Origin of the sequence: Bacillus sp. S/N-304-OC-R1, assembly GCF_019749375.1 — a bacterium.
Taxonomy (GTDB): domain Bacteria; phylum Bacillota; class Bacilli; order Bacillales; family Cytobacillaceae; genus Cytobacillus.
This window is the reverse complement of record NZ_JACWFE010000014.1, coordinates 59029-85686: the sequence shown is the minus strand read 5'-3', so window position 1 is coordinate 85686 and position 26658 is coordinate 59029. Positions and strand designations below refer to the sequence as shown.

The window sequence follows — 26658 nt, the reverse complement described above, 5'->3', positions numbered from 1 at the left end:
AAAAGTATCAGTTTGATAAAGGCAAACTTATTGAAAGATAAGGACGCAAAGCCACGAGTCTAAGGTGATAAGCTATGATAGTCGGGTTACCAAATGATTGGATACTGTTACCTATGATAGAATTAGCCTTTATCATACAAGTCCACCAATCTTTTTGGTGGGCTTTTTTTAAGATAGTTTTAGTGAATCTTAATTATTGAATAAATGGAAAAAAGGAGGAGGGATGATAAGTGACTGTGTTATTTGGTACAGTTGAATACTTTGAAAGAGAAATTTACAACTACCTGAATGAGAATCAATTAAAAGAAATAAGTGGAGATTCTCTACATGTCATTTTTTCAAAACTAAAAAGAGAACTTTTATATGATTTTGTTTGCGATGAAAGAATTCGGCTTGAATGTTTGGAAAATTTAAAATATGCAATTAGTATGATTACACATGGTAAGGAAGCAGTCGGAGTTTAGATAATTTTAGAAAGGTGTTATTTAAAAGATATCTTCTTTTTAATGTGGATTTAAACATCTAAACAGATATACTTCCTATAGTCAGAAATCAGCCATATGATTAATATAAATAGGAGCGTAATAGCAGAAAATGCAAAAAGAAAAGAGTGAATTTTCCGATAAAAAGAGGGCAAATGCAGGGGATATTATTCTTTTTGAAAGAAAAAGTAACATATATGAAGGTAAAGTGTTTCTTGTTCGGACTAATAGTGTATTAGTCGAAATTTCAAATAAGGATGCAAAAGCATTAGGATACGAACAACCAAATACAGTTGTTCGGCATGGGAAATATAATCTAGTGTGAATTTGAGAATCCAATTAATTGGATTTGGAACATTTGAAGTACGTGAACGTTAGCTAGAAAAGGACGTAATCCACAAACCGGTGAAGAAATAGATATTGCTGCTTCTATAGTTCATGCGATTAAGCTAAGTAAGGCGCGTTTATTAGGAACGCTCCTTTTTTATTTAAAGAGCACAAGTTTTCAAAAAAATACCCAAGCGGCTTTGTGCCAGCTCATTCAGAATAGGAACTTCAATTATATCTTTTTGGTTGGAAAAAATGAGGACGATTTCCTGATTTTTGAAAATATTTGATTGAAGGTTTAAAAGAGCATATATAAAAATATTTTAAAAGTAATATATAATAAGATAAATAAAACAAACTTCAATCGAAAGATGATGATTTCATGAGAAAATTAATATACTTTTTACTATTTATCGTGACTTTGCATGCATGTCTTTCACTCCCACTTTATATTCATTTTGAAAAATTTAATTTGATGGATTGGCAACGAAGAGTGTTCGAATGGAACTATATCGGAGTATTCTTTAATTACATTTTGTTCGTTCTGTTTATTGTTATAACAAAAACTAAACCAAGGGAAATTGGTCTGCATTCGGGCAGATGGAAAGAGACATGGTTATGGTATTTATTGATTTTATCAAGTGTCATAATGATTCCAAGGTGTATCGATTATTTTTCTAAAGGCGGTTTATTTTTCTCTTTGCCATCTTTAAACACTTTTTTCTTTCAGCTAATATTTGTGGCAATTGGGGAGGAATTGGTTTGGAGAGGGGTTGTTCAAAAACAATTTGGAATTTGGTATTCTGCTGTTGGTTTTGGGTTAATTCACTTCCTACCTTCTTTAGCAAATGGTGGTACATTCATGAATGCTATTTCTTACGGATTTTTTACATTTCTGCTCGGGTTAGTATTTTCTTGGGTTCGCAAAAAAACAGATTCACTTTATCCAAGCATTCTCTTGCATGGCTTGAATAACATTTTGAATTACTTGATTAAATAAAAAGGTTTGCCGAGCATCCATAACTAAATTTCAACAGATTACAACTTTCTTTCAATGAAACAGGTGTTCTTTAGACAACTAAATGTAACCTATCAGCTTAAAGCAGCAACATTATCATTATCTACATTAGCTTTCTTCTGGATTGAGAAAGGGTATAGCTGGTTAGGATTGTGGGAAACAGACAAAGTAGAAACACCATATCACCCCTCTTTAAGACACATTGCGTTACACGTTGACATTGAAGAAATTCAATCTGCGAAAGAATGGCTAGAACAAAAAGGGATACAAGTAAGGCCCAGTTTCGGATTTCCTCCAGAAAAACAGCCACTAGTTTTACCAAATAACCCTAATGCTCACGCTGCAATTTATTTTAGTGATCCTGATGGTAATTCACTTGAATTAATTGCTCCTTTAAGACTAGATTTTGAGGAAGATTTTAAAATGATGTCATTGAAGGATTGGGATAGACAAAATAATTAATCACAACATGTATCAATCCAGAGTTAGGAGGATTAGAAGATTTGATACTGAATGAGCAAATTGTGGGCATGGGGAGGATTGTTGGAGATGGGGCGATTTATTTTTACATCCAAGATATTGTAGTTCATCCTGACTATCACAATAAGGGTATTGGTAGTGAAATAATGAATCGTTTGGTTGAATACTTAAATACGAATGCTCCAGATAAGGCATTTGTTGGTTTGTTTGCATCACAAGGTAAAGAATCGTTCTATGAAAAATACGATATTAAAAACTTCGCACCTAACATGACGGGAATGTTCACTGTCATTTCAAAAAAATAGACCTGTAGAAGTTATATCGGCAGTACATAGTGAAGTCGGACGAGTAACGGTTTGTGCAGTAGCCATAAACAAAAAAGCCGATATGAAATAATCGGCTTTTAGACTTCCTCTTATTTGTTTTTATAAATTCTCCCATTCTGATAAATATAATACTTCTTTATCAGTCTTCTTATTTTCCTCTAAAATATGAATAAATTCTAATTCATTTCCGTCAGGATCAAGAAAATATAAACTAGCAGCGGGCATCCAAGTTAATACAATCGGTTCTTTCCCTTCGTGCCCAAAAGCGGAAATCGATTCAATTCCGCGATTTTTTAACCATTGTACGGAATTTTTAATCTCATCATAATTTACTTTGAAAGCAAAGTGGTTTTTTCTCATTTTATCTTCAGGTAGTTCCCATATGCCTAACATTTGATCTTTTTTATTATTTTTATCAAACCAAAAGAAGGCAACTTTTCTTTCAGGAATGACATGAGCTAAATCTAAACCTAATTTCTTATAAAAATCGATCGAATTCTCTAAATTAGTTGTATAAATATGTGTTTCGTACAAAGTTCCTGGCATCATATGATCTACTCCTTGATAAATATGTTAAATTTATCATATCTAAATTTTGAAAAGCGGAATAGTATAAAAGGATTGAGCTTTCCTACAACTTTAGATGTATTCTGAAAGAACAACAAGATCCTGAAAATTAACATTTAATTCTATTTATCTATTAAAAATGGCAATCAAGTTCAACCGAAAAAGTGGTTTCGCCATTTTTGCTTTTTACCTGTATTTCCCCTCCGTGCAATTCTACAATACTTTTCGTAATAGCTAGGCCTAATCCAGATCCTGAGCCACTCAGAGATTCTGCCCTTGACTTATCTCCCCGATAAAAGCGATCAAATAAATGATCTAGCTCACCTTTCGGAATTTCTTTCCCTTTGTTTTTCACTGATACTCGTATTTTGTGCGTTTCTTGCTGCATAACCACTTTTATCTTCCCTGGTTTTTCGCTATGCCTGACTGCATTCGTAAGTAAGTTTTCAAAAACTCTTACCATTTTTTCAGGATCCGCTAATAGAAAGTACTTTTCCTTTGGGATATCTCTAATGATCAAAACATGATACTCTTCACAAAAAATAGTGAATTCTTCTAAAAACTGTTCTAACAAATCATTCAAACAAATTTTTTGCTTTCTCAAGGCAAAGTTTGTATCTGTAAGCTTCGTATACTCAAATAAGTCATCGATAAGCAGCTTTAATTTTTTTGATTTATTGTAAATAATTTGGATGTAATTTTCCATTTGACTTTCATTCTTATATGCTTTATCTTTTACTAATTTTAAGTAGCCTAAGATGGATGTTAATGGTGTTCGTAAGTCGTGAGAAACATTTGTGATCAGTTCGGTTTTTGCCTGCTCAATTTCTTTTTCTCTATCAATCTTTAATTGTAGATCTTCTGCCATTTTATTAATATTGTAAGCTAATAATCCTAGTTCATCAGGGCTCGAAACATGGGCACGATAATTAAGTTGACCCTTTGATATTACTAATAATCCAGCGGAAAGCTCTTTGATGTAATTTACTTTCCTCTTTGTTAGAAAATAGAAGAGCGTAATAAAGGCGATTAATCCGACCAATAAGGCAAGGGGTTCCCACCCTGATATTCGAATATAACTTTTTTCCTCTGCTTTCAGAATGCCCTTAGCAACTAGGTAACAAGGCTTGCCATTCAATGTCATAGGATAGGCACTAGTAATCTCTAAATTCTCTAGCTCAGATTGTGTGTATTTATTGTATAGATGGTGATACATCAATGCCTTTCGAATGACCTCATCGATATTGATTTTTACTTCATTAACATTCGATGATTTAATTATGACCTGACCCTTCAGATCAACAACAATTATTTTGAGTCCACTACTTTGCGCACTATTCATAATCCTTTGAATAGAACCTGAGTCACTTTTGTTTACATTTGAATTAGAATTGGACTCTATCAAATCAATTATCTTCCATACTTGTTCGTCTCGAGCATTCATACTTCCCATATAATCCATATAGGTAATGCTCGTCCATTTCGATATGAAGGCAAAACTTCCCCATGTAATTAATCCTGAAAATACTGTGCATATTACAAAAGTAAAAATAAGCTTAGAACGCAGGCTTTTTTCTATTATGCCTTTTACCTTTTTTCCAATTACTTTGTAGAATGGAAGATTGGCTGGATTCTTTTTCACTTTAATTTTCAAGTTTATATCCAACTCCCCAAACGGTCTTAATGTATTCCGGCTTTCTCGGGTTGTCCTCTATTTTTTTTCGGATATTCTGAATATGTACAACGACTGTATGATCAGTCTCAAAAGCGGAGTCTCCCCAAACTTTTTCATATATTCTATCAATGCTAAATACAATCCCTCTGTTTCTAGCTAAAAGTTCAAGAATAGCGAATTCCGTTGGTGTTAAATTTATTTCTCTTTCACCAATTTTCACCTCATGAGTAGCTATATTTATGGAAAGATTATTGATGCTGATTTCGACTGATTCAGGCATATTTTGTGGAGCGTTCCATTTTAAATACCTTCTTAGCTGAGACTTTACACGAGCTACTAATTCTAAAGGATTAAAAGGTTTTGTTAGATAATCATCTGCACCTGAAGTTAGTCCGCTGATTTTATCAATATCTTGAGTCTTAGCTGATAACATAATAATTGGCATATGATGACTGTTCCTAACTTTTATACAAAATTCTATTCCATCCATCTCCGGCATCATGATGTCCAAAATGATTAAGTCAACATCGTTATTTTTCAGAATTTCCATTGCCATTTTTCCATTCTCAGCTTTCAAAACAATATATCCTTCATTCTCTAGATAAATATTTATTAAGTCTCTAATATCTTTATCATCATCAATCACTAGAATGGTTTTTTCCCCCATATAGAACCCTCCGTTGGAATGTGGTTTGTAAAAATCATAACATTTATTTCCACTAGAAAGCATGTAAAATTGGATTTCAAAATTAAATGAACCCGGCTGTCATAGCCGGGCTAGTTATTCCAAAGTTAACTCTTTTATAACAGTATTGTTCTTTATTTTGACAGCATAGCCCCATGAAACGAGAAAACCAATCAGGAAAACAATGGTGATTCCCCATATCCCATCTGTACTAATTTGAAATGGAGCATTTAATGAAACCGCAAAAGCTATAGATAATATACAGCCACATATTGTTCCGATAAAGGCAGCCATCCAACAGATTAGCATTCCCTGAGTAATCAAAAACATCAATAAATCACGAGGTGTTAAATAAATCGCCCTTAATATGGCATATTCTTTTCTATTATGATGAATCATGGCACTAAAGACATTGATTAAGCCAAATACTCCTACAATGCCGATGATAAATTGAAAAACTAGCACAATACCAAAACGTTGATTTACTTGTGAATTGATTTTTTGGAGCTCGGATTGTAAATCTCCCCAAGATAATTCTGGATATTGAACCTTTAATGTCTCAATCTGCTGTATAACAGGCTTTGTCATTCCTCTTTCCAAGTCCACAAATAATTTTTGAATACGGATATCTTTCACTTTTTGAACTAATTCGTTTGAATGATCGAAGAGTAATCTCTCCTGGTTCAATACACCTGGGATTTTATCAATTGTTAATACATTAAGAATGCTTGTTTGTTTTCCTTCATCTAAAGTGACTGTTATGGCATCTCCATTTTGTAAATGAATGGATTTGGCATAGCTCACAGGTATAAGAACGGTTCGAGACAAATCTACTGTCTTTTCTATTTTTATCATTCCAGCTTTAGCCAATTTATGAATATCTGAAATGATATAGTTGATATATTTGTCATCATTCACCCATCCTCCATAATCAACACTGAGAGGAATGGCAGCTTTGATCTCTTGCATCGATTCAAGTTCTAACTCGATATCATAGTGAATAGAACTTTGCATATTTAAATCACTTATCAATAATAAATCACTAATGTATTGTTCTCGTGCCGTTTTTTCTGCTCCTTGCTTTAACGTGTGCAAGATAGAGGAGCTTACAAAGACAAAAGCAATGGTCGATGAGAGTAACAAGATTACACCTGTTTTTTGCTTTTTATCAACGGCAAAGTTTTTAACAGCCAATAATATTTTTGGAGCGTTTATATATAAGAAAACATATTCGATACTCTTCAATACCATTCCCAGAACGTATTTGGCACTTAAGGAGATGGACAATGCAATGACAAAGCCTCCGGCTAATGCAAGTATTGCATGTAAAGGGCTGTCACTTTTGTTCGATAGCCATACTCCAATCAAAAGCGATAGAATTCCCATTCCCATAAAGAAAGCAAACAACCAATTTCTTTTCAAAAACGGTTTTTCTGGCTTATCCATTCTCACTAATCTTGTTTGCATTGGCAGGATTTTTGCTGCTTTATAAGCTGGGGAAAGACTAGCCATTAATAAAATGAACCAAATGATTGTACTTAATAGAAGAAGAGACATGAACGGAATGGGACTGGTGATAACGGGGATATGCAGCAGCTTTGCTGTATATCCAGACAGCAAGTTTGATAAGAAAATGCCAGTTATGAGCCCTAATAATATACCAACAGTATTGATCATAATCGCCTCGAATAAAATCATCTGAAACAAATGCTTTTTCGTTGCTCCGATTGCTCGAAGTACGGCCAGCTCTTTTTCCTTTTGACGGATCGCAAGTTGAAAATGACTTAAAACAAAAAGTATACTAATGAAGATGGACAATATCCCAAGTGTGATTCCAATGACTGCGAGGTTATTTATGTTAGCCTTTACTGCGTCATATTCTGAAATGATATCGATATCGAGAGCTGAATCGATATCATTTCTCAACTGATATTTAATTTCGTTAGCCTTTACGCCATCTTTAAGGTCAATTAATAGTAGATTTACCTTTTTTTCTAATCCTAGAGCGGATTGTAAACTTTCTAAGTGAAAAATGGCCATTGCAGGAGAACCTGGAGAGGATTGTTCACTAATAATTTCTTTGAGTTTCCAAGTTTGTGACTTCCCACTAGGAAATATAATGTTGACGTTTTTGCCTGCTGCTGCCCCTAACTTATTGGCTAATTTTTGAGATATGATTACTTCATTTTGGCCTAAATCTTTCGTGAACTTATAATATGACTTTGAAAGTTCACTATTTTCTACTCCTACATAATAAACGCCATTCCATAAACCATTGTATTCATTTGAGAATTTTTGGGGATTTACTAATATATTTGAAGAATCAAGCACCCCATCTGTTGTTTTTATATTCGTTATTTGTTCTTCTTCTAACAATTTGTTCAGCCGGTAACCCACTAGCATGTCGGTACTTCCATAACGCTGAAATAAATCTTGTTTGATAGATTGATCCATTTTTTCATAAAGCATATAAACACTAACAAGCAAATTTACTCCAAAAGCGACAGCCATTAAGGCAAAAAATGATTTCCGTTTATTTCTCCAAATTAACTTAGCTGTTATTTGTAATATATAGTTCCTCATTCGCAGGCCACCTCAGAAGATTGACGGAACAGTTCAGTAATATCTTTTAATTTTTCATCTCTTGTTTTCTGCTTTTCCCGATACTCGGCCATAATCTGGCCATCTCTGAACATTAAGATTCGATCACCATACAAAGCTACAAAAGGGTCGTGAGTTACAAGCATAATCGCCTGATTGAATTCATTTCGCATTTGGACAATGAGATTCATCATTTCTTCCGTTGTTTTTGAATCTAGGTTTCCTGTAGGTTCATCTGCAAGTAAAATGGCTGGTTTATGTATTAATGCTCTAGCTAACGCAACCCTCTGTTGCTGTCCCCCTGACAATTGGGATGGCAGATGCTTTTTTCTTTCATACAATCCTACCATTTTTAAAATTTTTTCTGTTTCTTTCTTAATAATATTTATCGGTTTCTTTTTCAATAAAAGTGGGAGCGAAACATTTTCGTATACAGTTAGACCCGAAAGTAAATTGAAAAACTGAAAAACAAATCCGATATATTTTTTTCGATAGGTTGAAGCTTGTGGTTCCTTATGAAAATCTTTAATTTCTTTTCCTTCTATAAAAATTTTTCCTTCTGAGGGCTGGTCCAAGCCTCCAATGATATTCAAAAACGTTGACTTACCTGAACCGCTTGCCCCCATGATGATGACTAATTCTCCTCTTTTAAGTTCTAAATCAACACCGTTTAATGCTTTTATTGGATGACCTTGCGCGCTATGGTAAACTTTTGATATATGTTCAACTTTTAATATGGACTCGTTCATAGACAATTCTCCTTTTTGTTTTGTAGGAGAATTGTAACGAAAAGGTATAAAGAAAATATCAAAGAATTTATAAAGAAAAAATAAAGATTTATGCAGTCGTTTTTAAAAAATTGAAGAGAGTTGCAATCAAGAAAAAGGAGTAATGGGGATGAATTGCTTAGTTTCAAAAGGCAGTATTCATTATGAAGTTGTTGGAACTGGTTTTCCGTTGTTAATATTGCATTCTATGGGGACAGATCATAGGTCCATGAAAGCATGGATAGAGCCTATTTTCCATGACATACAAGGTTTTCAGAGGATATACATAGATTTACCTGCTCATGGTCTAAGTTTAATAGACAAAGAACTTAGCTCTTCTGATGACATGCTTTTAAATATTTTAGACTTTATTGATAAAACAATACCCAACCAAGAGTTTTCTCTCATTGGCTTTTCATTTGGAGGGTATTTAGCACAAGGTATATTGCACAAAAGACGTAAAAGCGTGAAGAGCATTTGTTTGCTGGCTCCTGCTCTTCACTTGAAACAAAGAAATCTTCCTAATAAAGTTGTTGATATAAAAGATCAAGATTTATTAAATGAATTGGATTCTGATATAAGATTGGCATTTGAAACATTAATGAATGTGCAAAATAAGGAGAACCTAGAGTATTTCTTGAATGAAATACAGCCGGGACGTATATTAGCTAATCGAGATTTTCTTATGTCAAATTGGAGAGAGAATGGATATTATCTTACTGAGGAACCATTTAATGATGTTGATCTGCTTTCACAACCAGCTCTCATTATTTTAGGGAAACAAGATTCAATCTGTGGATATAAAGATCACTATTTTCTTGTAGATAAATTCTCGAAAGCTACATTTGTTATTTTGGATAAGGCTGGTCACATGCTTCAAATTGAAAAACGTGAAATGGTACAAGAATTAATGAAAGATTGGTTAATTAGGACAAATTCGGCTTTTTGAAGCAGGGAAGGATAACTAAGTTTTCTTAATCAAAAAGCCAGCTTCCTCTTTATATAGTTAGGAAGCAGGCTTTTTGAAGGAATACAAAAATCCCACTAATTAAATATTTGCATCGTAAAAATCTTTAATGGCTTTATCAACATATACCCAGCCCTTCCAGCCAATATGAATAGTATCCTTCATAAAATAAGGATCGTATTCGTGATCTGAAAAATCGGCTATAGGGAAACCTTCTGCTTCAATCTGCTGTTTAATTCGTTTGTAATAAGCCGTTCGGCCTTGCTTTGGAAAACCGGTATAATCATACCAAGTCCCATTGACCGGAACTGAAATGAATAGCGGCTTTGCCCCTGATTGTTTTAAAAGATCAAGTACAAGCTGGAAATCTAGATATTCAACAGATTTTCCGTATGAAGCACCGATTTTTGTATCTTTCAAAAAAGGCACTAGATGTTTAATAGCATTGTATTTAGAATCAATGATGTAAAAGTGATTATTTGTAGACTCCCGTTTACCCATTACGTTTGCTTGATGTTTTAATTCCTCCCAGGATTTATCCCGAACATTCGAACTGATATCCCGTTTACGGGAAATCCCGCTTACCAAAGTGTAATACAAATCCTTTTTCTCGAGGATTGATCTATATACATAGGCAAATGGACGAGCTAGATCAGCTTTTCTCTTATCCGAAGGGTTACTAGAAATTTCCGCTTGATACAGAGCTGAAAGTATTAAATCATCCTGCACCGGCTTGAATTTTAACAATCGTTTGATCGCCGTCTTTTTCACTTCGGGGTCAATCTTATTGTTAAAAGCAAGATCATATCCTTGGAGGATCGAAAAGTTTGGGACGAAGTGTGACAAATCGGCTCCTTTAGGTTTAAACCACTGTGGAGATATGATAAATACAAGCTTCTTTCCTTTAAGTTGGTCGATGTGCTCAGCAAAGTTGAGAAAATGAATTATAGAAATGGACCCCCCTCGGCCAATGAGAAAGGGAGTGAATCCATCATCATTTTCTGCGAAGTAATTGGATGGATGAAACCGATCAAGCCTAGCTAATTCTGAAGAACCGTATATGGGCAAGTAACGATCATCCTGTAGCATTTTATTTTGAACATATTTTCCTTGAAACATAAAGGGATTTAATTCTGTTGCAGCTTCACTTACCCTTTCTTTCGGAATGATACTTTCAATCCAGCTATTCGGAAAAATAATCAGAATAAAAAGGGTAAGAAAAGCAAAAATCATTGGTGCAAATAAAGCCCTTTTCATCTAAAATCAGCTAATTGTTCAGCAATTTTATTAGGTGTATTCCAAGTTTCACGATCGAATTCAGTAATAGGTACGTTAATTCCAAATCGTTCTTCTATTTGGACAAGCAGTTCTACTGTCCCAAATGAATCTAGAAGTCCGGAATCAAATAAATCAATATTTGGATCATCTTTAACTACATCGTCTTGGCAAACTTCTGCCACTAAAGCGATAACTTGATCAGTAAATGTCATATGAATCATACTCCCTTATGAATAAAGTATCCTGAAAATATATAGAATCCAAAGCAAATAAAGTGGAACGTGACGATAACAGACACGATATGAGTGAATTTATTTTGCGGCCACCAATGGCGTTTTTTATTAACCTGCTCAAACGTATTATAAGCAACCATTAAAACGGCGTGGTAAATTCCGTAAAGAATATACTGAATTTCTAAACCATGCCATAAGCCCATTAATAAGAACAACAAGATATATCCTAAGTTAGATATGATTTGACGATTTTTAATCCATTTTTTCTTATGAATCCAATAGACAAACCGCATAAATACATAATCCCTGAACCAAAAAGAAAGAGTCATATGCCAACGATTCCAGAAGTCCTTAATATTTCTGCTGATAAATGGTTTATTAAAGTTTTCCGGCGTTTTAACTCCCATAATGTAGCTGACTCCAATGGCAAAAGCGCTATATCCTGCAAAGTCAAAAAATAAATAAAAACTATAAGCATACATATAGAAAAGATGATGCTGGAAAGTACTGTGTGAAATAAAACCAAGGTTTAAAATAATATAGTGATTAATGGAATAACCAATAATGAATTTATAAAGAAAACCGAGAAAGATTTTATTGATTCCTTCGTAAAGAAGAAGTTTATATTTTTCACGAGGTATTTCTTCCTTTACATCCTTTTCAAATCTGCGGTACCGATCAATTGGTCCAGAAGAGATGGTTGGGAAGAAAAGAATGAAATACAACAAGCGGACAATCGAAATCTGGTTTTTAATTAATCCATCCCTAGTTTCCATGATCATTTGAATGCCTTTAAAGGTAAGATACGATATACCGATAAAGCCCCACATATTTTGAACGAATAGATAGGGTGATAATTTAGATAATAGAAGCGGCAGCAGTGAAAGAATGACTGCTAAACAAAAAGCGAACCCGCTGTTGGTCTTTTTTCGATACGCAATATAGCCTTTTATTAATAACACTTGCCAAATGGTAAAAAAGATTAGCGCATAGGTTTCTTGTAAATTGGAAGAAAAGATCAGCGCTAGAAAAATCAGCGTTACGAATATATTATAGGTCCGAAATTGTTTTCCGTTTAGCCCAAGGATAACCGTTGGTGCTAAAAGAATGGCTGTGATAAAAAAGAACAGAAATGTGCCATATGGTGTCATAGCAATACCTTTTCTTTGATACCTTTTCGGTCAATTTTTCCATTGGGAGTCATTGGCAGCTCTTGATCATATACAAACTTTCTCGGAATCATATAAGCTGGAAGTTTATCGGCAAGCTCTTTTTTAATCGCACTTGTTAGCTGATATTCCTTTTCAAATTCATGATTTGCAGGAACGATGGCTGCTGTTAAATATTCTATCTTGTCCTCTTTATAAACGGGAACAACCACTGCCATCTTGACATATTGTGAATGAGCTATATGCTGTTCAATTTCTTCTAATTCCATGCGATATCCATGTAATTTAATCTGAAAATCAATCCGGCCCTTATAGAAAAGCAGGTCCTTTTCCATTATGCCTTCATCACCTGTTCTATAGGCCTGTTTATCATTGATCCTGTAAAATGATTTTTCCGTTAGTTCCGGTTGGCCTAAATATCCTTTGCTTACGCTTGGGCCGACGATGATAATTTCCCCTTTTTCTCCCTCTTGTCCTTCAGCATTCAACAATAACAACTTAGTATCTTTTTTTGCTCTTCCAATTGGGAGAGTTGAATATTGGTCGAGTATTTCTTCCGTTATTTCCACATATGTGATGGCAACTGTTGCTTCTGTTGGACCATACGTATTATATACCTTTGCCTTTGGAAAACGTTCCATCAATTGACGGGCAATAGGTGCGGGTAAAATCTCGCCGCAAAATAAGAAAACCGTTAGTTCTGGAAGTAACTCTTGATTAAAAGATGGATCCATTAGGCACATTTGCACAAATGATGGGGTAGAAGTCCAAACCTGTATGTTTGATTGTTTGAAAGCTTCAAATAATATTTTTGGTTTTGCGATCATTTCTTTTGTAATAGCAAAGAGACTTCCACCTGTTGCAAGGCATGGGTAAAGATCCATTACTGAGAGATCAAAGGAGAAAGGTGCTTGATTTAAAAAGCAAAGTCCTCCTTTAATTGGGAAGTCTTCTACCATCCAATCAATAAAACTTTGAAGATTATTGGCTGATATTTGAACACCCTTTGGATTCCCTGTGCTGCCGGAAGTATAGATAATATAAAAGTTATTATCCTCTTTTACCCAATATTTCGTATCTACCTCATTTGATCCAGTAGGCAATATATCGCCCATGGTAATTGATCGAATAGATGGACTTTCAAGGTTCAATGGACCTCCAGAAACATTGATCATGATTTCTGCCTGAGAGCTTTCGATGATTCTTTCGATTCTTTCTGGTGGAATCGAAACATCAATGGGAATATAGGCATGTCCAGACTTTACACTTCCCAAGAAAGAGACAAGCATCTCTGGCTCCATGTGGCCATACACGATAATTGGTGAATCTGACCTAATGTCTTGTTTTAATAAATACGTGGCTATTTGTTCCGATTTTCGCCAAAGCTCACCATATGTAATTGAATTGTTTGGTGAAATAAATGCTACTGCTTCAGGATGAGTAAATGCAAAATCCTTTATGGTAGATAACATTCTCATTAGAAAGCACCTCCACTATTTAAAATTCAGTGTATATATAAGCCCCAGCATTGGCATCACTAAAGCCATACATGAAAAATAGTAGAAGCAGGATGAATAAATAATATAAGTAAAGAACAAATCCATTTGTTTTTTTATTATTGTTAGACATGACTTAAACATCACTTCCATTTAGTATAGAAATAGTAATGCATTCATAAAACGAATTTTTTTAAAATGTGTGTTTAGTTTAGAAACAAATTGTTTCTTTTATTATTAAATTAAAGAAAGAAATAGATTCATACAGAGTGATGGAAAATACTCCTCCTATTCCCATTGATTTACTGCGATTAAATCTCATACTTTCATTAGCCTGTTTAGACTTTTCTGCAAATTAACGACATTTGCGAGAAATAAAGAGAGGACTTAATCAACAATATTTAATATTATAGTGTAATAACATCATAACTAACAAATAATATATAGTACCATGAAACTAAAATTTTGCTTTTAGAAGTAAGGGACGGGAATCTATATAGAATTAGGAAGATAAAGGATTGAATAACAAAGGAGTCAGGAAATGACTCCTGACTCCTTTGGCACTATAATTCAACCTTAGTATCTGTTTGGCAATAATGCTCACAAAAGTGAGATGGATTTAATTTTTCTCCAGTAATTCTAGAGATCTTTTCATTCCAGTCATATAATGCACCTGGTTTGAAATATTGATGGATCAGCATATCCCCGGTTTCTTTCGTGAAAATTTCATTAGTAATTGATTTTTCGATGTAACGTTGTAATTGGGCAGCCATCAGTTCTCCCAATAAGTAGTTTTGGTAATAAACGGGAGCTAATGTAAAATGGATTTTTGCAGCCCAGTCTGGTTGATCGGTTGAATCTGGCGGGGTAACTAATTGAATTTCACTTACTGTTTTCCACCATAAAGCGTTTAAATCTTGATCAGGATTCTCATATAACTCTTTTTCAAAAAAGACAAAGGTGATGATCCATCTGGCTGCGATAAGCATTCCCAGCTGTTGCAGTTTTTCTAATTGAGGTGAAAGCTCGTCAATCAGCTCGTTATTCATATTGAGATATTTGCGCAGCCAACGCGGGTCTTTGCCCATTTTCCCAAACATCATAGCAATTGCTTCAGTCGTTAAGGTGTGACTGCAAGAACGCAGAATAAATGGGAGTTCGGAATCTACATATTTAAAATAGGCAGCGTGCCCAAATTCATGCAAATTGGTTTCCATCCAATATGAATCTTCCTGAAGATTGCATAAAACCCTAACATCTCCTTCACGATCGATGTCCATACAAAAAGCAGTTGGATTCTTCTTTTCTCTTGGAAATAGATCACTTTTCTCATATAGATCTGCCACTTCAATTCCCATATCTCCAAAAGTTTCTGTAGTCATCTGCAATAAATCCTTGCCGATATAGAATTGATCTAAATTGGTTTCGTCTGAAGTCGGAGCTTCTTGAAAAAATGGGTCAACATAATGCCAAGGGCGAATGTCAGAAGGGGCGATCTCAAACTTGGATGCAAGTCTTTCATCTAACTCCTTTTTCATGGAACGATAAGCAGTATCGGATTGTTCTATTAATCCCTCAAATATCGAAAATACTTCTTTTTGATCTAATTCCTGCAGGGCAAAGGCCATTTGGTAATGATTTTCATATCCGAGCAGTTTTGCAGCCTCATTTCTTTTTTTGACAAGCTCTAGGAGGTCTTTTTCGACAACTTTTCCTACTTCTTTACTCGCATACCAGACCTTTTTACGAAGCTCTTGATCATTACTATTGATTAATACATCTCTGATATCATTAGCTGAATATTTCTTTCCATCTACTTCAGGTGTAAAAGTGTTAAATAAAAGATTTAGGTCAGAAGATCGTTTTGACAAATCAGCTAGAATTTCTTCCGGGAGCTGATTTTCTTTCATCATATTAAGGAAAAGGAATAGTTGACGTTTTTCAATTTCTTGTAAATTTCCTTCCTCTAAATACTTTTTTGCAGTTTCATAAGTATCCTTTTGAGAAAACATGATATTAAGTTTTGTTTCCGCCTTGCTAAGTTTTTCGGCCCAAATAGGATCGCCAGTAGTTTGTGCCATCCAACTAGCTTCAGTAACATCACTCATTAATAATTGCATTTGATCATTTAATTCATGTAAAAAGGTTTGCACTTTTTTACCCATAACGGTTCATTCCCTTCATTTTTTGTAAAGCTCCTAATTTTTTGTTTCTAGTAAAAAATCTAAGATGTTTTGGCAAACTTCTTCTGACTGATCGAGAATCATTAGATGTTTGGAACCTGGAATGATGGATGTCTTAACAAATGTTTGCTTTTTCGCCTCATCAATATTTTTTAACTTTATCGCTAAGTGGTCTTCCTTTTCTGCTGGCAGGAAGAGAATCGGACAAGTTATATTTTTGTATAGCTCTTTGTATTGTAAATTGCAGACCATTTCCATTATCTGTACATTAATATATGGTGGGATTTGATAGGATATCCGGTCTTCTGCGACTTCATATAAAGAGACAAACTTAAACCATTCTTCAAAATAGAAATCCCACATCTCTTTAGGAAAAACACTTTCTGCATATTCCAATAGTTCGGCTTTAGAGGAAAAGCTATTTATTTGTCTATTTTTAAATTCTTCTAGTACTTCTTCTATCGTCTGATGTCTTTCTCCATCTTGACCGATATAATTGATCATGCCAGAGTCAATGTTAGTCAGCGAAATGATATTTTCTGGATAAATGGAGGCGAAGGCAGTCGCAATATCCCCTCCTAATGAACTTCCTACCAAATGTGCTTTCTGTTTTCCTAATTCCTCTAAAACACACTTGATGTCTCTACATTGCGATTGAATGTCATAACCGTAGGCGGGTTTATCCGATCCACCGTGACCCCTTAAATCCATTAATATGATATGGTAATCTTCTATAAAAGCCGGAAGTGCCTTTTCCCATATTTTCGATGAACTTCCTTGTGGGTGTAGAAAAAGGATAGCCTCGCCCGTTTTGTTACCGCATTCATAGATCTGTATTTCAATTTCATCTGCTTTAACTTTTCTGCTTATCATACAAGACAACACTTCCATTATCATTTTGCGCCGAAATATTTTCAGGATTAGAATGTATAAAGCTTTTTGGAATAAAGAATTTCTCTTATTTAGAAAGCCGTAATACACAAAGGTTTTTGCATAGTAGAAAATAATGTATTTACCTCATTTACTATTTCTGCAATATTTATTTCTGCCCGGCCAAAGTCATATAATTTTTTAAAATTGATTACACCCATAAACAGAGAGGATAAATCCGATATTTCCATTTTTATTTCTACATCGGCATTTTCAGCTTGGGAAATTGCTGCTTTCCCTTCTCTGAAATCGATAACTATTCTTCTGCTGTTTCCTTCTATAAAACTATCCATTATGTTTATGCCTAACTTTATCGTTACATTATTAAAATTGTATTCACTTAATTTTTCGATAAATGCATCCATGTTAATAATCCTATACATTAGTCCAATTCCAGCACTATTCGTTTCATGGTAGACACTAGGCATTAAACGATTGGATCCATTTCTTGGATCAGCAATTAAATACTCGATTGCATCATCTTGTGTAGTAAGCTCAATTCGATGTATTTGATCGTTCTGGCTATTAAGGAACGCCGCTATTTTGGATAACGCTTGCGGATTTCGGTAGATCATTTCTTTAATAACGATATTATTATGGATAAAATTTGTTTCACTCATCTTTTTGAACGTGAACACTATATAACCTTCTAGTTTCTCTCCATTAAAGCAGCCAACAATTTTATGATCCGGATTTTTGAACAATACCTCTACATCATAATCCGTTTTTAACATCATGCCATGAGTTTCTTTAGCATAAAGGTTATAGCAATCTTTAATGTGTTCTTTATGAGTCTTGTTTAGGAATGTAAGTCCTTCTTTAGTTCCTCTTGCAGGAAAGCTAGATGGTTCAATTAGATATTGATTCATCTTCGTTCCATAGCCAAATCCCATTTTTTTATAAAAATCTGGCCTAAATGGATAGAGAGCTAAGAATGATACTTCCCGGTTTACGAAATGTTGAATAAAGTAACTAATTAGTTCTTTTGCTATTTTTTCTTTTTTATGCAACAGGTCTACAGCTACTAATCCTACTCCACCAACATCTATAATTTTGGAGAATAAGTTCATTTGAAAGTAGTGAATCCTCATTCCTCCAACAAGCTTACCATCTCTAAACAAACCAAAAAATTCGATTGTCTTTTCTTTTTCTTGCAGTATAGTTATCATAGTCGAGAATCGCTCTTTGAAGTCGGGTGTATTCTGCATCACCCCTGGATAAGCATTAACGGCTATCTCAACGAAAGCTGGAATCTCTGATACTTCCAATTTCCTAATTAAACTTTTCATACATAAGCCCTCGCTATTAGTTACAGTTTTTTAACATAAAAACTTGATTGGCAATTTCTTTAAAGCCTAATCTTTCTAAAGCCATATACGTTAAATAACTTTTCTTTTTTGGGAGATTCGGTATGACTCTTCGAATATCTTCACGAAAATAGTTAAAAATATAGTTAAGCATGAAATCAATGATCTTATCAGCGTCATCTCTACTAGGATCTGCTTCACATTGAAATAGAATCGTTCCAACATGTGTTCCTTGGGGATCGAGGGAACGTTTGAAATAAGCATAACCTATTTCTATCCCTTCCATGTCCTTCACAATAATGGCCTGACCCTCTTTAGCTGCTTGCCAATGAGTTTGCCATGGATTCATCCCTTTATAAAAAGGAAGAGTACTAGTCTGCTGGGGAATTGCACTTTCAATGAAGTAATCTTGATTGGTATTGCCTTCTTCCATAATTACACTGCCTTTTAGTTCAAGATGGACCAAATTATCAACGATTTCATAGCCCATCTTTTTATATAAAGCAATTGCTCTCTCGTTATCACTAATGGCCTCTAGAGTTGCGATATCCACTCCTGCTTCTCGATAAACGTTTAAAGTTTCCTCCATTAGGATCTGCCCGATTCCTTGTTTTCTTACTTTCGAAGCTACTCCTGTACCCCCGTTCCAGGCTATCTTCTTTCCGTTGACTTCGCGAATCCCATTTTTAACAATTCCAATTGGCTCATTGTTTTTAAAGGCCACAATGGATAATTCTGAAGAAAGGCCTTCTGCTGCTAATCGGTTAATAAATCGATCAGGGCTTGTTGTTGCATCAAAATAGTAACCTTCAAATCCCGTATTCCAAGCTTTAACACCTTCTTCAATTGTGCAATCCTTTAGACGCTTTACAACTATCATAAGAACACATCCTAATTGAGTTTTAAATATTGTTTAATGCTATAAAGCTTCATAACTATTTGTTTTTAATGCAAAAATGACCAGTCGGTTTAATTTGATTAAACCATAAGATGTTGAAATTTTCAATTATTTTTCATTGAAGATCATTAGAAAAAAATAAGGAGTCTGCGGAAAAGCAGTAGGCTCCTTAACGTTTTCAGGAAGTGTTTAACGAATCATGAAGGGTGTGAAAATTCGTGGGGGGAGCAGTTAGATGAATACTAAAACGTATTATGTTGTTTTTAGCTCCTTATTAATTTCTTAATAAAGATTTCCCTTTGCCCTTTTATGATTTCATCGTATGGATAATTTGGAAATAATAATTTATGGGTTACGGCACCATCAACAAAGGACCAAAATAATTCTGAGTATAATTCAGCATCTATTTCTTTTTTAAATTCTCCATTTTCTATTCCTTCAAGCATGACATCGGCAATCATATTAATTTTTAAAGCACGTCTTTCTTCTAATAGTTTCATGATGTCTTCTCTACGTGATGAAAAAAGTTCAAATTCAGATTGGACTAAAAAGGAATTTAACAAATTGGAATTTAAATCTTTGCTTAGGTATTCTGTAAATAAAGATGATATTTTATCTAAATAAGTTGTATATTTTGCTAATATAGTTTGTATGTCATGAAGTACTTCATCTGTGTTTTGATACATTAACTGAACGTAAATTTCTTCCTTGCTTTTAAATAACTTATAGATTGACCCCTTACTAATACCTGAATGATCGACAATATCATTAATCGTTGCTGCCACATAACCCTTTGAAGAAAAACATTCTAATGCACCGGCCAAAACTTTATTTCTTTGTATTTCTTTGTAATTTTCTTTTTCAAAAGTCATAAAGCCCTCCTGAATATCTTTAGGTAAGGAAACTTCCTATTGACACGAAAAGATCATTGTAATTTCACCTTTTTTTAATTTCCTCAAGATACATTTCTTTCATTTCCCTTAAAACTTCATAGTAAGGGAAGTCTTTATAAATGGTCTGCAGAGAAGCACCATCAATAATTAGCCAAAACTTATGGGCATATAAATTAGTATCGATATTTTTATCAATTTCACCTTGTTCTTGACCCTCTTCCAGCGTTTCTTTAATGAGATTAATTAAAAAATTCCCTCGTTCAGTTATCACATCTAACAACTTTTCTGACCTCGTACAATGAAAAGTAAATTCATAAAATACAACTGTTTTACCTAGTCGATCAGGATTAAATGGATCTAAAGCTAAGAATACATCAAACATAAAATTGATCTTGCTATAGGCTGAACGCCGTTTAGCGAAATTTTGGGTAATGTCTTCTTTATCATTATCAGTTGCTTTATTTAGTAATTCCAAATATATAGATTCCTTGCTGTCGAAATATGTATAAATTGATCCTTTGCTTATCCCTGAATGGGCTCCAATATCGTCAACCGTTGTTGTTTCGAAACCCTTTTGGGCAAAACACTCTAGAGCACTCTTAAGAATCTTCGACCTCATTCTTTCTTTATATTCTTCGGAAACAATTGGCGGCATAGTACATCACATCCAATATTTATTTTAAAAATAAATGATCAGTGTCAACTCTTTTCTTGTATATTATCACATTTTTAAATTTAACAAAGGACACTTTCGTCTAGTAGAGGATTACCCTGTTAAAAATCCTCTTTATATAAAGTTCATTTATGTTAAGATAAATTATTATGTGCATGAATATACCATTAGTATTATATTAATTTTATAGAAACTGAACACCTAGGTTTTCATTAAAGCATTCTATTAAAGAAAGAAGGTTTATTGTGAAGAAGTATAAGGGTGAACTGCTAATGCTCATTACCGCTGTCATGTGGGGGAGCGGTTTTGTAGGGATGGCAATTGGATTAGAGCATTGGACAGTTATTCAGTTAATGGCGTTGCGATTTACTTTGGCAACCATTTTGCTTGCTGTTGTATTTCATAAAAAATTAAAGCTCATTTCACGCAGTATCATGTGGAAAGGTTCAGTGTTAGGAGCTATTTTATTTATTGCTTTTGTCTTGCAAACGATGGGTCTTGCTTATACAACACCTTCAAAAAATGCGTTTTTAACAGCTATTAATGTTTTGATTGTCCCGATTATTTCATATGTCATTTATAAACGCAGGATCGATCGATTTGAAGGTATTGCGGCTATTATTGCCGTCGCTGGCATTGGACTTTTATCTTTACAGGACTCGCTGTCAGTTAATATTGGTGACTTATTTTCAATACTTTGTGCAATTGGGTTTGCATTCGATATTTTTTATACAAATGTATTTGTGAAGAAGGAAGATGCCTTAGCCTTAACAATTGTTCAATTTTTTGCAGCCTCGATTTTTAGCTGGGCGGGTGTGCTGATTTTAGGAGAGGTACCAACTTCAGCTAGCACGGAAGGGATTTTGACAATTGTTTATCTAGCCGTCTTTTGTACGTTAATTGCATATGTCTGCCAAAATATCGGCATGCAATATGCAAATCCAACAAAGTCTGCTATTATTCTTTCAACGGAATCACTATTCGGTACAATTGCCTCGGTCATTGTCTTAAATGAAATTTTATCCGGTAAGATGATACTAGGATGCTTTTTAATCTTCATTGCCATTATTGTGGCTGAAGTAAAGCCATCCCTTAACAAATCCATTATAAACGCATCACAGAAAAGCTAGGCTTCATTACCGAAGCCTAGCTTTTAATATGAAGTCCATAAACTTTACAGACTGATCGACCATTGGTTATGGCTGTTTTATGACTTCCTTCCAATAGTTCCATGCGTTTAAGTAATCTCCAAAGTCATTTGGATGATGTTTAATACAAGTACCTATCCTTAAATATAATCCGATCAAAACTTCTGCGTATAAATTAGAACTGTAAATATCCTCTTTATTTAACAAACTAACAGTTGATTCTATTGTTTCTTTTGTTAGATCATCTGTTGAAGAGCAAAACGCATAGATTAAGTCATATAGAGGAGGACCGATAACGGGGCTCGGGTCAATCACACCATCTAATCGCCCATCATTGAAAATAAAATTATGTACTCCACAATCTCCGTGCAACAAGTATGGACTTCTAGCGGAGTTATTTTTTTGAAGGAGGTGAAGAACCAAGCTATGATCGTCGTGTGTTAAGCGTGAATCTATAACCTTCCGAGCTTCAAGAACTCTATTGTTGAGAAACCTTTCCCAAGAATCTGCTGGATCGTCTGCCCATCCCCAGCCAGAGTGATTAGGCGCTTTTTTATAATGATTTAAAAGGCCTTGAACAAGGGCATTAAGTATATCTTTTTTATTATTTTTAACATAATTCGTTGAGCCTGTTATGAAAGAATAAACGATGTACCTATAAGATGGCTCAACATACAAGAGCCGAGGCAATAAGTTTGATTCCTTGTAGTATCCGAGAAAAAATGCTTCTGATTGAATAAGCTGAGCATCATTTAACTTAACGACATATTTACTATCATTATGGCAAAGGAGATACAGTTCACTGACTGTTCCTCCTTTTAATTGTTCATATTTTGTTGGCTCTGATTGAATGATTTTCTCTTGAACTAAATTTGTAATGATTTTTTCGATCTCCATAAATCTCCCCACTTGATTACGGGCGTAGAATGTATAAATATACTATCCCGTAGAATTAAAAGCCAAACCCTTTGATTTCTATAATAAGGCAATTATTCCTGTAAAAAAAGTGATTGTTATTGTCTAATTTTTAGCACACTACTTTAAGGTGCGATTTTTTAGCAAGGAGAAAAATATTTTATAGGAAAAATGCTTAAGGTATCTTTGAAAAAATTTTTTTAAAGAAACATTTGGGGATTGCCAAAAAATAAATTTTAATCTATTATCCCAATATAACAAATCTTTTTAAAGTTTATGATGTTTTATATGAAACCGTATTCATAAAGGGGGAAGGTATTAATGAACTTACAAGAGAACACAGCTCATGAATTACAGAGAACGATGAAGGCTCGTCACTTATTCATGATCTCCCTTGGCGGTGTAATTGGATCTGGTCTTTTCTTAGGATCTGGCTATACGATTAGCCAAGCTGGCCCAACAGGTGCCATTCTTTCTTACTTGGTTGGCGGCATGATTATGTTTCTCACTATGCTTTGTTTAGGGGAATTATCTGTAGCTATGCCAGTATCTGGATCATTCCAAACGTATACCACAAAATTTATCGGGCCAGGTACAGGATTTGCACTCGGTTGGCTTTATTGGCTCGGCTGGTCTGTTACTGTGGCATTAGAATTGCTATCTGCAGGACAGCTTATGCAAAGATGGTTTCCAGATTCTCCTGTATGGATCTGGTGTGCGATATTTGCCATTGTATTATTTTCATTAAATGCTCTTTCAGCCAAGGCTTTTGGGGAAACAGAGTTTTGGTTCTCAAGTATTAAAATTTTTGCCATTTTGGCATTTATCGTCCTTGGAGGTGCCGCAATGTTTGGCATCATCCCGATGAAAGGAGGACAAGCTGCTCCATTTTTATCAAACTTTACCGCACATGGCTTATTGCCTAATGGATTTACTGCCCTAATCATTACTATGATTGCTGTGAACTTTTCATTTCAAGGAACTGAATTAATCGGGATTGCAGCGGGGGAAAGTGAAGAACCAGAGAAAACTATTCCTAAATCCATTAAGCAAACTGTTTGGCGTACATTGGTTTTCTTCGTATTGGCAATCTTTGTATTATCTAGCTTAATTCCTATGGACAAAGCGGGTGTTGTTGAAAGTCCGTTTGTTGTAGTATTTGATAGTATCGGAATTCCTTATGCAGCTGATATTATGAACTTTGTTATCCTGACAGCATTACTATCAGTTGCAAACTCTGGATTATATGCGGCGACACGGATGCTGTATGCCATGTCTAAAGAGAAGATGACAAGCCCTAAGCTAACAAAGGTTAATAAACAAGGTGTGCCAATTAATGCCTTAGTTCTAACGATGGGAATCGCCCTATTATCATTGTTGTCAGGTTTTTTTGCAGAAAAGACCGTATTTGTTTGGCTGCTTTCCGTTGCGGGATTAGGCGCCCAGGTTGGTTGGATCTCTATTTCTGCATCACAAATAGCTTTCCGCAGAAGATTTATTCGTGAGGGCGGCAAAGTGGAGGATCTTAAATTTAGAACACCACTTTATCCAATTCTTCCGCTTATCGCATTAACTTTAAATTGCATTGTGTTGGTTAGTCTTGCGTTTGACTCTGAACAACGCTTAGCCCTATATTTAGGTGTCCCGTTTGTTATTGCATGCTATGTCATTTATCATTTAAAAATAAAGAAGAATCGTGAACAGGATGGTACAGAAGAACAAGCTTTGCAATTAAAAGATAATAAACAAATGCGGATATAAAAAGTGGAATAAGCGTTTCTAGTATTTCTGGATAGAAGTATTAGAAACGCTTTTTTGTGTGAACAATATTCCTCAGTTCCCCCTCTCATGATTTTTCCTGGTTGAGTAATAATAGTAGTACAGATGTATAAATGGAGGACCAACAATGCCGGAATTACCTGAAATGGAAACGTATAAATCTATGCTGCAGCAGTTTGTCAGCGGCAAAATGGTTACAGAGGTTGCAATTAATCGGGAGAAATCGATCAATATACCGGTAGAACAATTTTCTAATCAAGTAAAGAATCAAAAAGTTGCAGCTATTGAAAGAAGAGCAAAATATTTAATTTTCAAGCTCCAAAATGGTCAATGTTTACTTCTGCACCTCATGTTAGGCGGAAGGATGTTTTTTGGACGGGAAGAAGAGAAACCAGATCGAACAGTGCAAGTACAATTATCCTTTGGAGATTATCATCTTTATTTTATTGGACTTCGCTTAGGTTATTTGCATCTTTTAACGCCGGAAAAGATTAAGGAAGTATTTCAGGATATTGGCTCAGAGCCGCTTGACCCTAATTTTTCACTAGAAGTGTTCCAGGATAGGATAAAAAGTAAAAGAGGCGGATTAAAAACAACACTGCTAAATCAAGAGGTGATAGCGGGGATTGGGAATCGGTATTCGGATGAGATTCTATGGCATGCGCAATTACTTCCCGAAAGAAAAATACATGAATTAGATAATGGTCAAATGAATCATCTATACGAATCGATTCGATATATCCTTCAGCGGGGGATCCAACAGGGAGGTTATATGGAGGAACCTCTTTATAAGGGAGACGGAAAAACAGGAGGCTATAGGATGTATGTACATGACCGTGATGGGAAGGAATGTCCACGATGCAGTTCACCTATTGTGAAAACGGAGATTTCTTCACGTAAAACATACTTTTGTCAAAACTGCCAGCATTAGGAGAGGAGAGTGCGTATGATATTTGGCTGCCATCTTTCTATTAGTGAGGGTTTTTTAGGAGCTGCCAGGACAGCTGCTGCAATGAAAGCCGCTGCTTTTCAATACTTCCCGAAAAATCCACGAAGTTTATTAGTAAAAGATTTTAACAGGGATGACGCTGATCTATGTAAGGAGTTTTGCAAAGAACACGGCATGATCTCTGTCAGCCACACACCTTATCCTACAAGTATTACACCGAATAATGAAGAAAAGCGCAGACTGGTGATTCGTTCGTTGGTAAATGATTTGGAGATAGCGGAAGCTTGTGGTTCTATAGGTGTTGTTGTTCATTTTGGAAAGCATATTCCCCCTTCAACCCTAATTGAAAGCTATCAGCTAATGATCGAGATGCTAAATGAAATTCTTAGCGAATGGGAAGGGGAAGCCAAAATATTACTAGAAAACAATGCTGGATTACCCGGAACAATAGGAACAACTCTGGAAGAGCTAGTGCAAATACGGAAGTTAAGCGATCACCCAGAGAAAATTGGCTTTTGCTTAGATACATGTCATGCGTTCTCCTGTGGATTATGGAATGGTGAAAATTGGGCAGAAGTAGTGAAGAAAGGGACAGATTTAGGATATTTTGATGTCTTAGAAGTAATTCATTTTAATAATTCGAAGTATCCATCAGGAGAAGGAAAAGATCGGCATGCTCCCATATTTGGAGCAGGCTATATTACAGAGTCTCAATTTGATCAGCTCATTAAGACTCCCCAACTTAAAAACATCCCTTTTATTTTGGAGACACCGAAAGAAGAACTTCCACATGAAAAGGAAATAAAGCTGCTGCTTGAAAAGTGGGGAAGTGAATGATTTCAAATTTCCCGAGCTTCTCAATTAAAATTGGGTATTTTTTGCTATGTGAAAGTATTCAATTTTTTTCTCAAA

Annotated in this window: 26 protein-coding genes, 2 pseudogenes and 1 riboswitch; of the genes and pseudogenes, 11 read left to right on the top strand and 17 right to left on the bottom strand. The window is 34.8% G+C overall.

Annotation, left to right across the window (positions count from 1 at the left end; genetic code table 11):
- Positions 1–10: 10 nt before the first annotated feature.
- Positions 11–94, top strand: a riboswitch (cyclic di-GMP riboswitch).
- 136 nt (positions 95–230) lie between these two features.
- The 6 genes and pseudogenes from H0173_RS12905 to H0173_RS12880 all read left to right on the top strand — a co-directional run.
- Complete coding sequence (locus H0173_RS12905; RefSeq protein ID WP_221846960.1) at positions 231–464, top strand: hypothetical protein; 234 nt, start codon at positions 231–233, stop codon at positions 462–464.
- Between the two features lie 130 nt (positions 465–594).
- A complete protein-coding gene (locus H0173_RS12900) occupies positions 595–807 on the top strand; it encodes a DUF2187 family protein (RefSeq protein WP_221846959.1) in 213 nt (70 codons plus the stop codon).
- A 5-nt stretch (positions 808–812) separates the two neighbouring features.
- Positions 813–943, top strand: a pseudogene (locus tag H0173_RS22300) (HU family DNA-binding protein); the annotation flags it as partial.
- A 248-nt stretch (positions 944–1191) separates the two neighbouring features.
- Complete coding sequence (locus tag H0173_RS12890; protein ID WP_221846958.1) at positions 1192–1809, top strand: CPBP family intramembrane glutamic endopeptidase; 618 nt, start codon at positions 1192–1194, stop codon at positions 1807–1809.
- Between the two features lie 54 nt (positions 1810–1863).
- Complete coding sequence (locus H0173_RS12885; protein WP_221846957.1) at positions 1864–2289, top strand: VOC family protein; 426 nt, start codon at positions 1864–1866, stop codon at positions 2287–2289.
- 50 nt (positions 2290–2339) lie between these two features.
- Positions 2340–2612: pseudogene (locus H0173_RS12880) on the top strand (GNAT family N-acetyltransferase); the annotation flags it as partial.
- Between the two features lie 120 nt (positions 2613–2732).
- Here H0173_RS12880 and H0173_RS12875 read toward each other — a convergent pair.
- The 5 genes from H0173_RS12875 to H0173_RS12855 all read right to left on the bottom strand — a co-directional run bounded on the left by H0173_RS12875 (position 2733) and on the right by H0173_RS12855 (position 8910).
- Positions 2733–3182: a VOC family protein gene (locus H0173_RS12875; RefSeq protein WP_221846956.1), complete on the bottom strand. Its 450-nt coding sequence runs from the start codon at positions 3180–3182 to the stop codon at positions 2733–2735.
- Positions 3183–3333: 151 nt separating this feature from the next.
- Positions 3334–4854, bottom strand: coding sequence for a sensor histidine kinase (locus H0173_RS12870; protein ID WP_221846955.1), 1521 nt, complete (start codon positions 4852–4854; stop codon positions 3334–3336).
- Positions 4844–5542, bottom strand: a complete 699-nt coding sequence (locus H0173_RS12865) for a response regulator transcription factor (RefSeq protein ID WP_221846954.1) — start codon at positions 5540–5542, stop codon at positions 4844–4846. Before H0173_RS12865 ends, H0173_RS12870 begins: the two co-directional genes overlap by 11 nt.
- A 114-nt stretch (positions 5543–5656) precedes the next feature.
- Positions 5657–8143 carry an ABC transporter permease gene (locus tag H0173_RS12860; protein ID WP_221846953.1) on the bottom strand — a complete coding sequence of 829 codons (2487 nt, stop codon included), beginning with the start codon at positions 8141–8143 and terminating at the stop codon, positions 5657–5659.
- Positions 8140–8910, bottom strand: a complete 771-nt coding sequence (locus H0173_RS12855; RefSeq protein ID WP_221846952.1) for an ABC transporter ATP-binding protein — start codon at positions 8908–8910, stop codon at positions 8140–8142. The genes H0173_RS12860 and H0173_RS12855 overlap by 4 nt, the downstream gene beginning before the upstream one ends.
- Positions 8911–9058: 148 nt before the next feature.
- Between H0173_RS12855 and H0173_RS12850 the strand changes: the two genes are divergently transcribed.
- On the top strand, positions 9059–9877 hold the full coding sequence (locus H0173_RS12850; RefSeq protein ID WP_221846951.1) for an alpha/beta fold hydrolase: 819 nt from the start codon (positions 9059–9061) through the stop codon (positions 9875–9877).
- A gap of 99 nt (positions 9878–9976) precedes the next feature.
- Here H0173_RS12850 and dltD read toward each other — a convergent pair whose 3' ends face one another.
- The 11 genes from dltD to H0173_RS12795 all read right to left on the bottom strand — a co-directional run bounded on the left by dltD (position 9977) and on the right by H0173_RS12795 (position 20937).
- Positions 9977–11152, bottom strand: coding sequence for a D-alanyl-lipoteichoic acid biosynthesis protein DltD (gene dltD / locus H0173_RS12845; protein WP_221846950.1), 1176 nt, complete (start codon positions 11150–11152; stop codon positions 9977–9979).
- Positions 11149–11385 (bottom strand): D-alanine--poly(phosphoribitol) ligase subunit DltC, encoded by a 237-nt coding sequence (gene dltC / locus H0173_RS12840; RefSeq protein WP_221846949.1) that lies wholly within the window; start codon positions 11383–11385, stop codon positions 11149–11151. Before dltC ends, dltD begins: the two co-directional genes overlap by 4 nt.
- Positions 11386–11390: 5 nt before the next feature.
- Positions 11391–12557 carry a D-alanyl-lipoteichoic acid biosynthesis protein DltB gene (gene dltB, locus H0173_RS12835; protein WP_221846948.1) on the bottom strand — a complete coding sequence of 389 codons (1167 nt, stop codon included), beginning with the start codon at positions 12555–12557 and terminating at the stop codon, positions 11391–11393.
- A complete protein-coding gene (dltA, locus tag H0173_RS12830) occupies positions 12554–14053 on the bottom strand; it encodes a D-alanine--poly(phosphoribitol) ligase subunit DltA (protein ID WP_221846947.1) in 1500 nt (499 codons plus the stop codon). The genes dltB and dltA overlap by 4 nt, the downstream gene beginning before the upstream one ends.
- A 19-nt stretch (positions 14054–14072) precedes the next feature.
- The gene (dltX, locus tag H0173_RS12825) at positions 14073–14204 is read right to left on the bottom strand and encodes a teichoic acid D-Ala incorporation-associated protein DltX (RefSeq protein ID WP_221846946.1); all 132 of its coding nucleotides are present in this window, start codon (positions 14202–14204) and stop codon (positions 14073–14075) included.
- Between the two features lie 430 nt (positions 14205–14634).
- The gene (locus H0173_RS12820) at positions 14635–16236 is read right to left on the bottom strand and encodes a M2 family metallopeptidase (RefSeq protein WP_221846945.1); all 1602 of its coding nucleotides are present in this window, start codon (positions 16234–16236) and stop codon (positions 14635–14637) included.
- 33 nt (positions 16237–16269) lie between these two features.
- Entirely contained in the window at positions 16270–17127 is an 858-nt protein-coding gene (locus tag H0173_RS12815; RefSeq protein WP_221846944.1) for an alpha/beta fold hydrolase, read from the bottom strand.
- 89 nt (positions 17128–17216) lie between these two features.
- On the bottom strand, positions 17217–18473 hold the full coding sequence (locus H0173_RS12810) for a GNAT family N-acetyltransferase (RefSeq protein WP_221846943.1): 1257 nt from the start codon (positions 18471–18473) through the stop codon (positions 17217–17219).
- A gap of 16 nt (positions 18474–18489) precedes the next feature.
- Entirely contained in the window at positions 18490–19371 is an 882-nt protein-coding gene (locus H0173_RS12805; protein ID WP_221846942.1) for a GNAT family N-acetyltransferase, read from the bottom strand.
- A gap of 281 nt (positions 19372–19652) precedes the next feature.
- Positions 19653–20261, bottom strand: coding sequence for a TetR/AcrR family transcriptional regulator (locus H0173_RS12800; RefSeq protein WP_221846941.1), 609 nt, complete (start codon positions 20259–20261; stop codon positions 19653–19655).
- A 64-nt stretch (positions 20262–20325) separates the two neighbouring features.
- Positions 20326–20937 carry a TetR/AcrR family transcriptional regulator gene (locus H0173_RS12795; protein ID WP_221846940.1) on the bottom strand — a complete coding sequence of 204 codons (612 nt, stop codon included), beginning with the start codon at positions 20935–20937 and terminating at the stop codon, positions 20326–20328.
- Positions 20938–21200: 263 nt separating this feature from the next.
- On the opposite strand from H0173_RS12795, the gene H0173_RS12790 reads away from it, so the two are divergent.
- Complete coding sequence (locus tag H0173_RS12790; protein WP_221846939.1) at positions 21201–22085, top strand: DMT family transporter; 885 nt, start codon at positions 21201–21203, stop codon at positions 22083–22085.
- A gap of 66 nt (positions 22086–22151) precedes the next feature.
- On the opposite strand, the gene H0173_RS12785 is transcribed toward H0173_RS12790, so the two are convergent.
- A complete protein-coding gene (locus H0173_RS12785; RefSeq protein ID WP_221846938.1) occupies positions 22152–23000 on the bottom strand; it encodes an aminoglycoside phosphotransferase family protein in 849 nt (282 codons plus the stop codon).
- A 339-nt stretch (positions 23001–23339) separates the two neighbouring features.
- On the opposite strand from H0173_RS12785, the gene H0173_RS12780 reads away from it, so the two are divergent.
- The 3 genes from H0173_RS12780 to H0173_RS12770 all read left to right on the top strand — a co-directional run bounded on the left by H0173_RS12780 (position 23340) and on the right by H0173_RS12770 (position 26583).
- Positions 23340–24779, top strand: a complete 1440-nt coding sequence (locus H0173_RS12780) for an amino acid permease (RefSeq protein WP_221846937.1) — start codon at positions 23340–23342, stop codon at positions 24777–24779.
- A gap of 145 nt (positions 24780–24924) precedes the next feature.
- On the top strand, positions 24925–25728 hold the full coding sequence (mutM, locus tag H0173_RS12775; protein ID WP_221846936.1) for a bifunctional DNA-formamidopyrimidine glycosylase/DNA-(apurinic or apyrimidinic site) lyase: 804 nt from the start codon (positions 24925–24927) through the stop codon (positions 25726–25728).
- Between the two features lie 15 nt (positions 25729–25743).
- Positions 25744–26583, top strand: coding sequence for a deoxyribonuclease IV (locus H0173_RS12770; protein ID WP_221846983.1), 840 nt, complete (start codon positions 25744–25746; stop codon positions 26581–26583).
- Positions 26584–26658: the final 75 nt, after the last annotated feature.

What these genes read in the sequence shown, in the direction of transcription:
- H0173_RS12900 (WP_221846959.1), top strand. Translation starts at nt 595, where the DNA reads ATGCAAAAAGAAAAGAGTGAATTTTCCGATAAAAAGAGGGCAAATGCA.
- H0173_RS12890 (WP_221846958.1), top strand. Translation starts at nt 1,192, where the DNA reads ATGAGAAAATTAATATACTTTTTACTATTTATCGTGACTTTGCATGCA.
- H0173_RS12885 (WP_221846957.1), top strand. Translation starts at nt 1,864, where the DNA reads ATGAAACAGGTGTTCTTTAGACAACTAAATGTAACCTATCAGCTTAAA.
- H0173_RS12875 (WP_221846956.1), bottom strand. Translation starts at nt 3,182, where the DNA reads ATGATGCCAGGAACTTTGTACGAAACACATATTTATACAACTAATTTA.
- H0173_RS12865 (WP_221846954.1), bottom strand. Translation starts at nt 5,542, where the DNA reads ATGGGGGAAAAAACCATTCTAGTGATTGATGATGATAAAGATATTAGA.
- H0173_RS12860 (WP_221846953.1), bottom strand. Translation starts at nt 8,143, where the DNA reads ATGAGGAACTATATATTACAAATAACAGCTAAGTTAATTTGGAGAAAT.
- H0173_RS12855 (WP_221846952.1), bottom strand. Translation starts at nt 8,910, where the DNA reads ATGAACGAGTCCATATTAAAAGTTGAACATATATCAAAAGTTTACCAT.
- H0173_RS12850 (WP_221846951.1), top strand. Translation starts at nt 9,059, where the DNA reads ATGAATTGCTTAGTTTCAAAAGGCAGTATTCATTATGAAGTTGTTGGA.
- dltD (WP_221846950.1), bottom strand. Translation starts at nt 11,152, where the DNA reads ATGAAAAGGGCTTTATTTGCACCAATGATTTTTGCTTTTCTTACCCTT.
- dltC (WP_221846949.1), bottom strand. Translation starts at nt 11,385, where the DNA reads ATGACATTTACTGATCAAGTTATCGCTTTAGTGGCAGAAGTTTGCCAA.
- dltB (WP_221846948.1), bottom strand. Translation starts at nt 12,557, where the DNA reads ATGACACCATATGGCACATTTCTGTTCTTTTTTATCACAGCCATTCTT.
- dltA (WP_221846947.1), bottom strand. Translation starts at nt 14,053, where the DNA reads ATGAGAATGTTATCTACCATAAAGGATTTTGCATTTACTCATCCTGAA.
- dltX (WP_221846946.1), bottom strand. Translation starts at nt 14,204, where the DNA reads ATGTCTAACAATAATAAAAAAACAAATGGATTTGTTCTTTACTTATAT.
- H0173_RS12820 (WP_221846945.1), bottom strand. Translation starts at nt 16,236, where the DNA reads ATGGGTAAAAAAGTGCAAACCTTTTTACATGAATTAAATGATCAAATG.
- H0173_RS12815 (WP_221846944.1), bottom strand. Translation starts at nt 17,127, where the DNA reads ATGATAAGCAGAAAAGTTAAAGCAGATGAAATTGAAATACAGATCTAT.
- H0173_RS12810 (WP_221846943.1), bottom strand. Translation starts at nt 18,473, where the DNA reads ATGAAAAGTTTAATTAGGAAATTGGAAGTATCAGAGATTCCAGCTTTC.
- H0173_RS12805 (WP_221846942.1), bottom strand. Translation starts at nt 19,371, where the DNA reads ATGATAGTTGTAAAGCGTCTAAAGGATTGCACAATTGAAGAAGGTGTT.
- H0173_RS12800 (WP_221846941.1), bottom strand. Translation starts at nt 20,261, where the DNA reads ATGACTTTTGAAAAAGAAAATTACAAAGAAATACAAAGAAATAAAGTT.
- H0173_RS12795 (WP_221846940.1), bottom strand. Translation starts at nt 20,937, where the DNA reads ATGCCGCCAATTGTTTCCGAAGAATATAAAGAAAGAATGAGGTCGAAG.
- H0173_RS12785 (WP_221846938.1), bottom strand. Translation starts at nt 23,000, where the DNA reads ATGGAGATCGAAAAAATCATTACAAATTTAGTTCAAGAGAAAATCATT.
- H0173_RS12780 (WP_221846937.1), top strand. Translation starts at nt 23,340, where the DNA reads ATGAACTTACAAGAGAACACAGCTCATGAATTACAGAGAACGATGAAG.
- mutM (WP_221846936.1), top strand. Translation starts at nt 24,925, where the DNA reads ATGCCGGAATTACCTGAAATGGAAACGTATAAATCTATGCTGCAGCAG.
- H0173_RS12770 (WP_221846983.1), top strand. Translation starts at nt 25,744, where the DNA reads ATGATATTTGGCTGCCATCTTTCTATTAGTGAGGGTTTTTTAGGAGCT.